Source organism: Kitasatospora purpeofusca (assembly GCF_042691725.1).
Classification (GTDB): Bacteria; Actinomycetota; Actinomycetes; order Streptomycetales; family Streptomycetaceae; genus Kitasatospora; species Kitasatospora purpeofusca_B.
On sequence record NZ_CP170483.1, the window covers coordinates 7,292,658 to 7,305,257 of the forward strand.

Sequence of the window (12,600 nt, forward strand, 5' to 3'; positions counted from 1 at the left end):
CCGTCCCAGGAAGTTCGCTGTGATGTGAAGATCTGACGCTCATACGGGGTGAGAAACGGACAAAAGTGGCGCCACGCCCGGGGTCGGTTCTGTCGCCATCTCAGCCATGAGATATGGTCTGGCGAGTGACAGGCGACTACCTCAGCCGTATCGGCACCCTCATCCGTACCGCGCGTCAGCACCGTGGTTGGTCCCAGGCCCAGCTCGGCGAAGCCCTCGGCACCAGCCAGAGCGCGGTCAACCGCATCGAACAGGGCAAGCAGAACGTCAGCCTTGAGATGATCGCCCGCATCGGCGAAGCGCTCGACAGCGAGATCGTCTCCCTCGGCTACGCCGGCCCGATGCACCTGAGGGTCGCCGGTGGCACCACCCTCTCCGGCGCGATCGACGTCCGCAGCAGCAAGAACGCGTGCGTGGCCATCCTCTGCGCCTCGCTGCTGACCACCGGTCGCACCACCCTGCGCAGCGTCGCCCGCATCGAGGAGGTCTACCGGATCCTCGAAGTGCTCACCAGCATCGGCGTCAAGAGCCGCTGGACCAACGACGGCCGCGACCTCGAACTCACCCCGCCCGCCGAGCTCGACCTCGACGGCATGGACGTCGAGGCCGCCCGCCGCACCCGCAGCGTGCTGATGTTCCTCGGCCCGCTGATGCACCGCGCCGACACCTTCGCCATCCCCTACGCCGGCGGCTGCGACCTCGGCACCCGCACCGTCCAGCCGCACCTCACCGCGCTGCGCCGGTTCGGCCTGGAGGTCGCCACCACCGGCGGCGCCTACCACGCCTCCGTCCAGCCCGGCACGCCGCTGGACCGCCCGATCGTGCTGACCGAGCGCGGGGACACCGTTACCGAGAACGCCCTGCTCGCCGCCGCCCGCCACGACGGCGTCAGCGTCATCCGCAACGCCTCGCCCAACTACATGGTCCAGGACCTCTGCTTCTTCCTGGAGAAGCTGGGCGTGCGGATCGAGGGCATCGGCACCACCACCCTCACCGTGCACGGCGTCCCCCGGATCACCTGCGACGTCGACTACACCCCGGCCGAGGACCCGGTCGAGGCGATGAGCCTGCTCGCCGCCGCCGTGGTCACCTCCTCCGAGCTGACCATCCGCCGGGTGCCGATCGAGTTCCTGGAGATCGAGCTCGCCGTGCTGGAGGGCATGGGCCTCGACTACGACCGCACCGCCGAGTACCCGGCCCACAACGGCCGCACCCGGCTGGTCGACCTCACGGTGCGCCCCTCCAAGCTCACCGCGCCGATCGACACCATCCACCCGATGCCCTTCCCGGGCATCAACATCGACAACGTGCCGTTCTTCGCCGCCATCGCCGCGGCCGCCCACGGCACCACGATGATCCACGACTGGGTCTACGACAACCGCGCCATCTACCTCACCGAACTCACCCGCCTCGGCGCGGACATCAAGCTCCTCGACCCGCACCGCGTCCTGGTCCAGGGCCCCACCCGCTGGCGCGCCGCCGAGATGGTCTGCCCGCCCGCCCTGCGCCCCGCCGTCGTCATCCTCCTCGCGATGCTCGCCGCCAAGGGCACCTCGGTGCTGCGCAACGTCTACGTCATCAACCGCGGCTACGAGGACCTCGCCGAACGCCTCAACTCCATCGGCGCCCAGATCGAGACCTTCCGCGACATCTGATCCGGATCCGGTGCCCCGGGGCCGTGGCCGCCTGCGTGCGGCCACGGCCTCAGCCGTCGGTGCCGGCGCCCAGCCCCGCCAGCAGGTACGCGGTGTCCAGCCCGGTGGTCAGGTAGTCGACGAACAGCGGGTTGTCGAGCGCCCAGGGGGAGCGGCGCTCCCGGATCAGTCCGATGGCGTGCCCGGCGTCGTGGCCCAGCCCGACGAGGGCCTGCGCCGCCACCAGGCCCGAGCGGTTGTAGCCCGAGTGGCAGCGGACGAGGGTGCGGCGGCCCTGCCGGACGGCCTGCGCGGTGAGCGTCGCGGCCTCTTGGACGGCGAGCAGTTGGCCGGCCGAGAGCGGGGCGTCGGGCACCTCGCGGACGACGTGCTCCACGTCCGGCGCCGGGCCGTGGCCGGGCAGCGTGAACAGGCTCACGACCAGGTCGAACTCGCGCCCCACGACGGCGGGTTCGAGGTCGCCGCCGGGCGGTGTGAAGTAGTGCCCGCCCATCCAGAGGTGCGGGACGATCCTGTTCCAGGGCTCCTGCGGGTCCGGGGTGCCGCGTTCCTGCTGCCGGGTTCTCATCGGCTCGGTGTCCTTCGCCGTGGGGTGGTCACTCGCCGGTGCGGCCGTCGAGGTGTTCGCGCAGGAGGTCGGCGTGGCCGTTGTGGCGGGCGTACTCCTCGATCATGTGGGTGAGGATCCAGCGCAGGGACCAGCTCTGGTCGCCGGTCGGGCGCTGGTGTCCGAGGACGTCCAACGAGGGGGCGGCGGCGACGAGTTCCCGGGCGTGGGCGCATTCGCGGCGCCAGATGGCGAAGGCCTCGTCCGGGTCGGCGTCGTCGACGTCGAACTCGGCGAAGCTGCCGTCCGGGTGCTTCCAGAAGCCGGGGCGGGCCTCGTCGTTGAGGACGTTGCGGAACCAGCCGCGCTCGACCTCGGCGAGGTGGCGGGTCAGGCCGAGCAGCGAGAGCGTGGCGGGGAGCAGCGGGCGGGCGCGGAGTTGGTCGGTGGTCAGCCCGGCGCACTTCATCGCGAAGGTGTCGCGCTGGAAGTCCAGGAAGGCGGTCAGGGTGGCGCGTTCGTCGCCGAAGGGCGGGGGCTCGGTGCGGGCGGCGTCGGCGCGGTCGTAGGCGTCGGTCATCGGGCCATAGTGGCAGGAACGGGCCTGGCCGGCACGGGAATTAGCGGCCGGCGAGCCAGGTCAGCGCGGCCTCGACGGTCTCCGCGACCGGGACGCCGGGCGGCGCCGGCGGGCGGTCCACGACGACCACCGGCAGGCCGAGTTCGCGCGCCGCGGTGAGCTTGGGCGCGGTGGCCGCGCCGCCGCTGTCCTTGGTGACCAGGACGTCGATCCGGTGCTCGCGCAGCACGGCCCGCTCGCCGTCCAGGGTGAACGGGCCGCGGTCGAGCAGGACGTCGAGCGAGGCGGGCAGCGGCGGCTCGGGCGGGTCGACGGAGCGGGCCGTGAAGTGCAGGCCGTCGAGGTGGGCGAAGGCGCCGATGCCCTGCCGGCCGCTGGTGAGCAGGATCCGCCGGCCGAGGGACGGCAGCAGGCGGGCCGCCGAGGACAGGGAGGGGACGCGGTGCCAGCGGTCGCCCGGCACGGGTGCCCAGCCGGGACGGCGCAGGGCGAGCAGCGGCACGCCGGTCGCCGCGGCGGCCTCGGCGGCGTTGCGGGACATCGCGGCGGCGAACGGGTGGGTGGCGTCCACCACGGCGGCCACCCGTTCGGCGCGCAGCCAGGCGGCGAGGCCCTCGGGGCCGCCGAAGCCGCCGATCCGCACCTCGCCGGCGGGCAGCCGGGGCTCGGCGACCCGCCCGGCGAGCGAGCTGGTGACCCGCAGGGCGCGGTGCCCGGCGGCCAGCACGGCGGCGAGGGCGCGCGCCTCGGTGGTGCCGCCGAGGAGGAGGACGTGCGTCATCACGCGCCGCAGGGCTCGTGCGGGCGCTCGCGGTCCGCGGAGTAGAGGTGGCTGTCGCGGAACTGCCCGGCGGCGAGCGTCCGCCCGACGATGATCACCGCGGTGCGGACGATGCCGGCCGCCTTCAGCTGTCCGGCGATGTCCCCGACGGTGCCGCGCAGCACGACCTCGTCGGGCCGGCTGGCCATCGCGACCACGGCGGCCGGGCAGTCGGCCCCGTAGTGCGGCAGCAGCTGCTCGACCACGTCGTCCACGTACCCGGCGGCCAGGTGCAGGACGAGCAGGGCGCCGCTGCGGCCCAGGGTGGCGAGGTCCTCGCCCTGCGGCATCGGGGTGGCGCGCTTGGCGATCCGGGTGAGGATCACGGTCTGGCCGACGGTCGGCACGGTCAGCTCGCGCTTGAGCGCGGCTGCCGCGGCGGCGAAGGCCGGCACTCCGGGCACCACCTCGTACGGCACCCCGGCCGCGTCGAGCCGGCGCATCTGCTCGGCGACGGCGCTGAACACCGACGGGTCGCCGGAGTGGAGCCGGGCGACGTCCTGCCCGGCGGCGTGCGCGCGGACCAGTTCGCCGGTGATCTCGTCGAGGGTGAGGTTGGCGGTGTCGACCAGCCGGGCGCCGGGCGGGCACTCGGCCAGCAGCTCGCGCGGCACCAGGCTGCCGGCGTACAGGCAGACCTCGGCGCGGGCGAGGATCCGCTGGCCGCGCAGGGTGATGAGGTCGGCGGCGCCGGGGCCGGCCCCGATGAAGTGGACGGTCACGAGGCGTTCTCCTGAGGGGTGAAGGACCCGGTGGCGGGTTTGACGGCGGACCACTGGGTGACCGGCATCGCCTGGCGCCAGCCGGTGAAGCCGCCCACCGGGACGGCGTGCGCCACGGCGAGCCGCAGCAGCTCCCCGCCGTGCCGCCGGTACCAGGTGGTGAGCAGCGCCTCCGACTCCAGGGTCACCGTGTTGGCGACCAGCCGGCCGCCGGGCGCCAGCGCGGCCCAGCAGGCGTCCAGCAGGCCGGGCGCGGTGAGGCCGCCGCCGACGAACACCGCGTCCGGCGCGGGCAGGCCGTCGAGCGCCCGCGGGGCGGCGCCGGTGACCACCCGCAGCCGGGGGACGCCGAGCGCGGCGGCGTTGCGGGCGATCCGTTCGGCGCGCACCGGGTCGCGCTCGACGGTGACGGCCCGGTTGTCGCGGTGGGCGCGCAGCCACTCGATCGCGATCGAGCCGGAGCCGCCGCCGACGTCCCAGAGCTGCTCGCCGGGGACGGGCGCCAGGGTGGCCAGGGTGGCGGCGCGCACGTGCCGCTTGGTCAGCTGGCCGTCGCTCTCGTAGGCGCCGTCGGGCAGGCCGGGGACGACGGGGGTGCGCGGGCCGTCGGCGGGGAGTTCGACGGCGATGACGTTGAGCGGGTCGCCGGGCGGGTGCGGCCAGCCGTCGGCGGGGCCGTCGAGCTGCCGCTCGCCGGGGCCGCCGAGCTGTTCCAGGACGCGCAGCCGGGCGCCGCCGTGGCCGCCCGCGGCGAGCAGTGCGGCGACGGCGGCCGGGGTGGCGGCGCCGGCGCTGAGCACCAGCAGCCGGCGGCCGGGGTTGAGGGCGAGCCGCAGGGTGTCCAGCGGGCGGCCGACCAGGCTGACCACCTCGGTGGACTCCAGCGGCCAGCCGAGCCGGGCGCAGGCGTACGCGACGGAGGAGGGGTGCGGCAGGACGCGCAGCCGTCCGGCTCCCGCGGTCTCGGCGAGGGTGCGGCCGATGCCGTAGAACATCGGGTCGCCGCTGGCCAGCACGGCGAGCGGGCGGCCGGCGTACCGGTCGAGCAGCCCGGGCACGGCCGGGCGCAGCGGGGACGGCCACGGCACCCGTTCGGCGGCCACCTCGTCCGCGGGCAGCAGGGCGAGCTGCCGGGGGCCGCCGATCACGGCCCCGGCGGCCCGCAGCGCGGCGCGGGCGGTGCCCGCGAGGCCGGGCCAGCCGTCGGCCCCGATCCCGACGACGGTGATCGGGGGTGGCTGCTGGGGCACCGGTGGGCTCCTCGGGGCGGGTCGGCGGCGGCGGGTCGGCGGGCGGGTCGGCGGCGGGGTTTCGGCCGGTCGTCGGCCGGTCGTCGATCAGGGTGTGGGCAGCCTACCCGGCGGTGTCCGGACGGAGGTCAGCCAGGGTGCGGGCCCGGTCGCACGGGGTTAGCGTCGTGCCGGGAACACCTCCGGGGGGACCTCAGCACGCAACGGAGGACAGCATGTCCGAGTCAGCGGTCCCGTACACCACCAACAACGCCGGCGTCCCGGTGCCGAGCGACGACAACTCGCTCACGGTGGGCAGGGACGGCCCGATCCTGCTCCACGACCACTACCTGATCGAGAAGATGGCCCAGTTCAACCGGGAGCGGGTGCCGGAGCGGGTGGTGCACGCCAAGGGGGCCGGGGCGTACGGCGTCTTCGAGACGACGGAGGACGTCAGCCGCTACACCAAGGCGACCCTGTTCCAGCCGGGCCGGCGGACCGAGATGCTGGCCCGGTTCTCGACCGTGGCGGGCGAGCAGGGCAGCCCGGACACCTGGCGCGACCCGCGCGGCTTCGCGCTGAAGTTCTACACCGAGGACGGCAACTACGACCTGGTCGGCAACAACACGCCGGTCTTCTTCGTCCGCGACACCATCAAGTTCCAGGACTTCATCCGCTCGCAGAAGCGCCGCCCCGACAACGGCCTGCGCGACCACGACATGCAGTGGGACTTCTGGACGCTCTCGCCGGAGTCCGCCCACCAGGTCACCTGGCTGATGGGCGACCGCGGGATCCCGAAGTCCTACCGGCACATGAACGGCTACAGCTCGCACACCTACCTGTGGATCAACGCGAGCGGCGAGCGGTTCTGGGTGAAGTACCACTTCAAGACCGACCAGGGCATCGACTTCCTCACCCAGGAGGACGCCGACCGGCTGGCCGGCTCCGACCCGGACCTGCACCGCGAGGACCTCTGGCAGGCCATCGAGGGCGGCACCCCGCCGTCCTGGACGCTGCACGTGCAGGTCATGCCGTTCGACGACGCGCCCGGCTACCGGTTCAACCCCTTCGACCTCACCAAGGTCTGGCCGCACGGCGACTACCCGCTGATCCGGGTCGGGACGATGACGCTGAACCGCAACCCGGAGGACTACTTCGTCCACATCGAGCAGGCCGCCTTCGAGCCGGCCAACCTGGTGCCGGGCATCAGCGTCTCGCCGGACAAGATGCTGCTCGGCCGGATCTTCTCCTACCCGGACACCCACCGGTACCGGATCGGGCCCAACTACGCCCAGCTGCCGCCGAACCGGCCGCACGTGCCGGTGCACTCCTACGCCAAGGACGGGCCGATGCGCTTCGACCCGGCGCGGACGGCGGCGCCCTACGCGCCGAACTCCTACGGCGGCCCGGCGGCCGGCACCGCGCGGTACGACGACCCGGCGGCCGGCTGGCAGAGCTCGGGCGAGATGGTGCGCGAGGCGTACTCGCCGCACGCCGAGGACGACGACTGGGGGCAGGCGGGCACCATGGTGCGGCAGGTGCTGGACGACGCGCAGCGCGACCGGCTGGTCTCCAACATCGTCGGGCACCTCAAGGGCGGGGTCAGCGGCCCGGTCCTGGAGCGGGCCGTGCAGTACTGGCGCAATGTCGACAAGGCGCTGGGCGACCGGGTGGCCAAGGGTGTCGGCAAGGACTGACGGCCGGTCGGCTCCCCGGGCGGCCGTCGAGGGCGCGGGTCCACGGGGCCCGCGCCCTCAGGCGTGCCCCCGGTCGCGCCGGCGCCAGTCGCCGGAGGCGATGAGCGCCGGGTGCGCGCGCAGCCGGGCGGCGACGGCCGGTCCGGCCAGGTACACCCAGGCGTCCGCCGTCGCGCCGTCCGCCGTCCGGACGGCGCGCCGCTCGCGCACGTACGTGCCCAGGCCGTCCGGCCGGCAGTCCTCCAGCCGGTCCAGCGCGGCGAGCGCCGCCGGGTAGGCGGCCGGGTGGACGGTGACCAGCTCGCCGCTGATCCGCCGTCCCGGCGCGGCATCCGGCACGGCGTACGGGAACCCGGGCCCTTCGTGCAGCGCCGCGCCCTCCAGCGCCGCCGCCCGCACCCGGGCGCAGCGGCCGGCGAGGAAGGCGGTGTGGTTGCGCTCCCCGGTGAGCAGGGTGCCGTAGACGAAGAAGGGCAGGACGGGGGGTTCGGCGGGCACGCGGGGTTCCTCCTGGATCGGGGCAGGTCGGCGGTCGACGGTGCCCGTCTGGTGATACCCACTGGCGCGCGGGGCGGCCGATGCGGTGTCATGGCGGGTGCAACTGCCAGCACCGTCCAAGGGGGACACCCATGACAGCTCCTGCCGAGCGCGTACCGGCCGCGCCCGCGGACTCCGTGCCGACGGCCCCCGCCCCCGCGGGGCGGCTCGGGGCGGGCGTGTGGGTGGCGCTCGCCGTCGTCTACGTGGTGTGGGGCTCGACGTACCTGGCGATCCGGATCACGGTCGAGACGATGCCGTCCTTCCTCTCCGCCGCCGCGCGCTTCCTGACCGCCGGACTGCTGCTCGCCGGGTTCGTGGCCGTCCGCCACGGCCGCGCCGGACTGCGGGCGGACCTGCGGCAGCTGGGCTCCTGCGCGCTGGTCGGCGGCCTGCTGCTGACCGGCGGCAACGGGCTCGTGGTGCTCGGCGAGACCTGGATCCCCTCGGGCCTGGCCGCGCTGCTGGTCGCCGCCGTGCCGCTGTGGATGGTGCTGCTGACGGCGGCGGGCGGCGACCGGCCGAAGCCGGCCGAGCTGGCCGGGGTGCTGCTCGGCCTGGTCGGCCTGGGCGTGCTCTCCGCCCCCGCCTTCGGCGGGGACATCGCGCCGGCCGGGGTGGTCGCGATCCTCTGCGGCACCCTCACCTGGGCGTCCGGCTCCTTCGCGTCCAAGCGCATCCCGATGCCCGCCGACGTGCTGGCCGCCAGCGCCTACCAGATGCTGGCCGGCGGGCTCGGCAATCTGCTGATCGGACTGGCCCGCGGGGAGCAGCACGGCCTGCACCCCGGCGACATCTCCACCCGCTCCTGGCTGGCGCTGGGCTTCCTGGTGGTGTTCGGCTCGCTGGTCGCCTTCACCGCCTACGCCTGGCTGCTGCGCTCGGCCCCGCTGACCCTGGTCGCCACCTACGCCTATGTGAACCCGGTGGTGGCCGTGCTGCTGGGCTGGCTGGTGCTGGCCGAGCCGCTGACCGGCCCCACCCTGCTGGGTGGGGCGATCGTGGTCGCGGGCGTCGGCCTGGTGGTGGGCGTCAGCCGGTCGTCGGCGCGCTCGTCCGCCCGTAGGTCCGCACGGTGACCCCGTTGGGGAAGACGCGGGAGTCGGCGAGCGCGAAGGTGTGCGGGGCGAAGCCCGCGCGGAACAGCGGCACCCCGGCGCCGATCGCCACCGGGGACTGCTTGACGATCAGTTCGTCGATCTCCGGCAGCAGCCGGCCGGCCAGCTCGCCGCCGCCGCAGAGCCAGATGCCGAGGCCCTCCTGCCGCTTGAGCTCCCCGACCAGGTCCAGTGGGTCGGCCGCGGTGACCTCCACGGCGGGGTCGGGGCTCTCGGTGAGGCTGCGCGAGAAGACGATCTGCCGCAGGTGGGCGTACGGGCTGGTGAGGCCGACCGCCAGCCCCGGCTCGTAGGTGCCGCGGCCCATGAGCACGGTGTCGAAGCGCTTGTTGGGCGCCTCGGCGAGCCCCATCGCGGCCCGCCCGGGGGTCGGCAGGGTCTCCGGGTACTCCGCGCACAGGTGGGCGAGGAACTCCCCGCCGACGTACGGCATGAGGAACCGGTAGTCGCCGTCCGGGGCGGCGATGAAGCCGTCGACGGTGGTGCCGACGTAGTACGTGAGCTTTCGCATCCACATCCTTGGAACGTGTTGGCCGGTGAGGTCCGCCGGGCGGTCTCCGCCCCGGTGAACCACGACAGTTATAGTACTTCGACTGTAGTGGTTGCAAGAGTTTTTCCCGAGGGAGCTTCAGCGATGGCCCAGAACCCCGCCCGCCGTGCCGCGCTCACCGACGCGGCCGTCGACGTCCTCGCCGAGCAGGGGGCGCGCGGACTCACCTTCCGCGCCGTGGACGCCCGGGCGGGCGTTCCGGTCGGCACCGCGTCCAACTACTTCGCCGGCCGCGACGACCTGCTCGACCAGACCGCCCGGCACATCCACCACCGGCTCACCCCCGACCCGGTGATCATCGGCGGGCTGCTGCGCGCGCCGCGCGACCGGGCCCTGGTCACCGCCCTGATGCACGACCTCGTGCGCCGCGTCGAGGCCGACCGGTCCGGCTACCTCGCGCTGCTGGAGCTGCGCCTGGAGGCCACCCGCCGCCCGGAGATGCGCGCCCGGCTCACCACCACCCTCCGGGAGCAGCTGGAGGCCAACATCGCCTACCACCTGGACGAGGGCTTCCCCGGCGACCGCGAGACCGTCGTCGTCCTCTACCTCGCGATGACCGGCCTGCTCGTCGAGCACCTCACCCTTCCCGGCGTGCTCGGCGCCGACGCCCTCCCGGCCCTGGTCGACACCCTGGTCGCCCGCACCGTCCCGGAGGCGTGATCAGCCCTCGGCCGCGATCCGCCGGACGGCCTCCTCGACCAGGTCCGCCCGCGCGGCCACCGCGGCCGCCGGAACGTCGATCAGCCGGTAGCCGCGCGCCCGGTAGACCTCCTCGTGCAGCCGCTCGAAGGCGAGCGCGTCGGCGAGGGAGATCCGGCGGGCGGCGGTGCGCTCGACGAAGCCGAGCCCGCGGACGAAGAACACCTCGCGCCGGTAGACGGCCTCGGCCTCGATGCGGTCCAGTTCCGCGCTGAGCCCGGGCGAGGCGGGGCGGCCGAGGAAGATCCTGAGCGCCTCGGTGCAGACCGGGGAACGGTCGTGGAACCGCAGCGCGCCGACCGCGGTCCGCGGCTCCGCCGACGCGCGGGCCCGCTGCACCGCCGCCACCTCGTCGACGAAGTCGGCCCGTTCCCACGGCTGCGGCTCTCCGGCGGCCTGCCGGCGGCCGATCACGTCGGTCGCGGCCTCCCGCACGACATCGAGGCCGCGCCGCGCCAACTCCTCCAGGAGCGTGGTCTTCCCGGAGCCCGGGGTGCCGGTGAGGATGAATCGTCGCACGGTGGGCTGGCGTCCTCTCAGAGGAAGCGGATGTGGCGCGCGCCGACGGCGGCGCGGCGCAGCCGGGCCCGGAGCGGGCCGTCGGTGTCGGGGGCGAGGGCCAGGCCGGCCGAGGCGGCGAGGCGGTCGGCGACCTCGGGGACGCTCAAGGCGTCGGTCCTGACGTGTTCGCCGAACCCGGGACCGCTCAGCCGCTCCAGGCAGTGGTCCAGCCGGGCGACGGCGAAGGACTCCCGGCGCAGCGGCGCCTCCTTCCCGGCGAGCAGCTGCACGGCGCGGCCGCCGCCGCGCTCGCGCAGCCGCCGCAGCACCTCCGCGCGCTCTGCCAGCAGCGCGAAGTGCCGGACGTCGTGGCCCCGTTCGCGCAGCCGGCCGACGGTCTCGGCGAAGTGGGCGGGCTCGGTGACCGTCATCGGGACGATCACCGGGCCCCGGTGGCCGGCGAGTGTGCGGTCCAGCACCTCGAACACGCCCTGGCGCCAGGCCGGGAGGTCCCGGAAGTCGCCGCGCAGCGGCTTCGGGGTCATCCGGTGGAGGCCGAAGCCGACCTCCTCGGGGTCGCAGACGACGCTGCCGGGCAACCGTCGCCGAAGCTCGTGCGCGACCTGCGTCTTGCCGCCGCCGAAGGGCCCGTTGATCCACAGGAGCATGTCCGGCACCCTACGCCCCGGGGCCGGTCCAGGTGGCGAGCAGGGTGCTCAGGGTGACACCCGGGCCGAGGCCGAGGACCAGGCCGCGGGCGCCCGGGGGCGGGGGCGTGCGGTGGGTGCGGGCGAGCACGGAGAAGACCGTCGCACCGCCCAGGTTGCCCTCCTCGGCCAGGACGTCCCGGGAGTGCCGCAGGAAGGCCTCGTCCACGTCGAGCAGCGCCCCGAGCCGCTCCAGGATCGCCGGGCCGCCCGGGTGCAGGACCCCGAAGTCCAGCGCCCGGCCGCCGTGCCGGTCCAGCCAGTCGAGCAGGGCCGGGCCCAGGTCGGTGACCGAGCGCAGCGAGGCCCGGGTGGACGCGAAGTGGTCGCCGCGGTGGTCGGTCAGCTTGCGGTAGCGATCGGTGGTGCGCGGGATGGTGTACTCGAAGCAGTGCTCCAGCCGCAGCCCGGGCGTGCGCCGCTCGGTGGTGACCACGGCGGCGGCCGCCGCGTCGCCCCACAGGCCCTTGTAGATCTGGTCCTCCACCGCGGTGCGGGTGTTCTGGTACATCGAGGAGAGCGACTCGGCGGCGACCACCAGCACCACGCCCGCCGGGTTCCAGGCCAGGAACCGCCGGGCCGCGATCAGCACGTGCGCGCCGCCCGCGCAGGCCAGTTGGCTCATCGGGAGGCGGCTGACGTCGGGGCGCAGGCCGAGGTTCTGCTGGAGGTGGACGTCCAGCCCGGGGACGGCGTCGCCGGTCGCGCTGGAGACGATCACGCAGTCGACCCGCTCGGGCGGCACGCCCGCGTCCGCCAGCGCCTCGGCGGCGGCGCGTTCGGCGGCGGCCAGCAGGTCGGCGAAGGTGCTGGTCTTGCGTTCGGCGGCGGTCCGCTCCGGGGAGGCGACCGCCTCGTAGGGCCGGAAGTAGCGGCGGGTGCCGGGCAGGTTGCCGAGGGCCAGCCGGACGGTCTGGGCCTGGCGCGGCGGGTAGTCCGGGTTGCGGGCGAGGATGTCCTCCCGGATCCGCTCGGCCGTCACGGTGTACGGGCCGAGGGCGAGCGCCGGGCGGCTGACGTGGGCGACGGGGGGAGCCGGGGAAGCGGGGGAAGCGGGGGGAGTGGGGGAAGCGGGGGCGGTGCTGGGCATGCGGATGGTTCCTTGCAGGCGGTGCGCGCCGCGCCCGGCCGGGCACGGCGCGGCCACGCTACCCGCCGGCCCCTCCCCGCCCCCGGGCCGGGATCCGCGAAGCGCCTGCGCCGGAAAGGATCATTCGGATACCATCCGTCGGGTGCCG

14 protein-coding genes are annotated in these 12,600 nt (G+C 74.8%); 4 read left to right on the plus strand and 10 right to left on the minus strand.

What is annotated here, in order from left to right:
- Positions 1-125: 125 nt before the first annotated feature.
- Positions 126-1,655 carry a UDP-N-acetylglucosamine 1-carboxyvinyltransferase gene (locus ACFCLZ_RS31505; protein WP_380281287.1) on the plus strand — a complete coding sequence of 510 codons (1,530 nt, stop codon included), beginning with the start codon at positions 126-128 and terminating at the stop codon, positions 1,653-1,655.
- 49 nt (positions 1,656-1,704) lie between these two features.
- On the opposite strand, the gene ACFCLZ_RS31510 is transcribed toward ACFCLZ_RS31505, so the two are convergent.
- From ACFCLZ_RS31510 to cbiE, 5 genes are read right to left on the minus strand one after another with little or no spacing between them, the layout of a single operon-like run.
- Positions 1,705-2,223, minus strand: coding sequence for a protein phosphatase (locus ACFCLZ_RS31510; protein WP_380281288.1), 519 nt, complete (start codon positions 2,221-2,223; stop codon positions 1,705-1,707).
- Positions 2,224-2,251: 28 nt separating this feature from the next.
- Entirely contained in the window at positions 2,252-2,782 is a 531-nt protein-coding gene (locus ACFCLZ_RS31515) for a DinB family protein (protein ID WP_380281289.1), read from the minus strand.
- Positions 2,783-2,822: 40 nt separating this feature from the next.
- Positions 2,823-3,563, minus strand: a complete 741-nt coding sequence (locus tag ACFCLZ_RS31520) for a cobalt-precorrin-6A reductase (protein ID WP_380286343.1) — start codon at positions 3,561-3,563, stop codon at positions 2,823-2,825.
- Positions 3,563-4,324 (minus strand): precorrin-4 C(11)-methyltransferase, encoded by a 762-nt coding sequence (gene cobM / locus ACFCLZ_RS31525; RefSeq protein WP_380281290.1) that lies wholly within the window; start codon positions 4,322-4,324, stop codon positions 3,563-3,565. The genes ACFCLZ_RS31520 and cobM overlap by 1 nt, the downstream gene beginning before the upstream one ends.
- On the minus strand, positions 4,321-5,574 hold the full coding sequence (gene cbiE / locus ACFCLZ_RS31530; protein WP_380281291.1) for a precorrin-6y C5,15-methyltransferase (decarboxylating) subunit CbiE: 1,254 nt from the start codon (positions 5,572-5,574) through the stop codon (positions 4,321-4,323). Before cbiE ends, cobM begins: the two co-directional genes overlap by 4 nt.
- 215 nt (positions 5,575-5,789) lie before the next feature.
- Here cbiE and ACFCLZ_RS31535 point away from each other — a divergent pair, with 215 nt between their 5' ends.
- On the plus strand, positions 5,790-7,250 hold the full coding sequence (locus tag ACFCLZ_RS31535; protein ID WP_380281292.1) for a catalase: 1,461 nt from the start codon (positions 5,790-5,792) through the stop codon (positions 7,248-7,250).
- Positions 7,251-7,307: 57 nt separating this feature from the next.
- Here ACFCLZ_RS31535 and ACFCLZ_RS31540 read toward each other — a convergent pair whose 3' ends face one another.
- Positions 7,308-7,748: a gamma-glutamylcyclotransferase family protein gene (locus tag ACFCLZ_RS31540; RefSeq protein WP_380281293.1), complete on the minus strand. Its 441-nt coding sequence runs from the start codon at positions 7,746-7,748 to the stop codon at positions 7,308-7,310.
- A 131-nt stretch (positions 7,749-7,879) separates the two neighbouring features.
- Here ACFCLZ_RS31540 and ACFCLZ_RS31545 point away from each other — a divergent pair, with 131 nt between their 5' ends.
- The gene (locus tag ACFCLZ_RS31545; protein ID WP_380281294.1) at positions 7,880-8,866 is read left to right on the plus strand and encodes an EamA family transporter; all 987 of its coding nucleotides are present in this window, start codon (positions 7,880-7,882) and stop codon (positions 8,864-8,866) included.
- On the opposite strand, the gene ACFCLZ_RS31550 is transcribed toward ACFCLZ_RS31545, so the two are convergent.
- Positions 8,820-9,416, minus strand: coding sequence for a dihydrofolate reductase family protein (locus ACFCLZ_RS31550; protein WP_380281295.1), 597 nt, complete (start codon positions 9,414-9,416; stop codon positions 8,820-8,822). The two genes, ACFCLZ_RS31545 and ACFCLZ_RS31550, sit on opposite strands and share 47 nt — an antisense overlap.
- Before the next feature lie 123 nt (positions 9,417-9,539).
- Here ACFCLZ_RS31550 and ACFCLZ_RS31555 point away from each other — a divergent pair, with 123 nt between their 5' ends.
- The gene (locus tag ACFCLZ_RS31555; RefSeq protein WP_380281296.1) at positions 9,540-10,115 is read left to right on the plus strand and encodes a TetR/AcrR family transcriptional regulator; all 576 of its coding nucleotides are present in this window, start codon (positions 9,540-9,542) and stop codon (positions 10,113-10,115) included.
- Here the strand turns inward: ACFCLZ_RS31555 and ACFCLZ_RS31560 are convergent, their stop codons facing one another.
- From ACFCLZ_RS31560 to ACFCLZ_RS31570, 3 genes are read right to left on the minus strand one after another with little or no spacing between them, the layout of a single operon-like run.
- Positions 10,116-10,673 (minus strand): AAA family ATPase, encoded by a 558-nt coding sequence (locus tag ACFCLZ_RS31560; protein ID WP_380281297.1) that lies wholly within the window; start codon positions 10,671-10,673, stop codon positions 10,116-10,118. It lies immediately after the preceding gene.
- A 17-nt stretch (positions 10,674-10,690) separates the two neighbouring features.
- Complete coding sequence (locus tag ACFCLZ_RS31565; RefSeq protein ID WP_380281298.1) at positions 10,691-11,323, minus strand: AAA family ATPase; 633 nt, start codon at positions 11,321-11,323, stop codon at positions 10,691-10,693.
- A 10-nt stretch (positions 11,324-11,333) separates the two neighbouring features.
- Complete coding sequence (locus tag ACFCLZ_RS31570; protein WP_380281299.1) at positions 11,334-12,452, minus strand: PhlD; 1,119 nt, start codon at positions 12,450-12,452, stop codon at positions 11,334-11,336.
- Between the last annotated feature and the right edge of the window lie 148 nt (positions 12,453-12,600).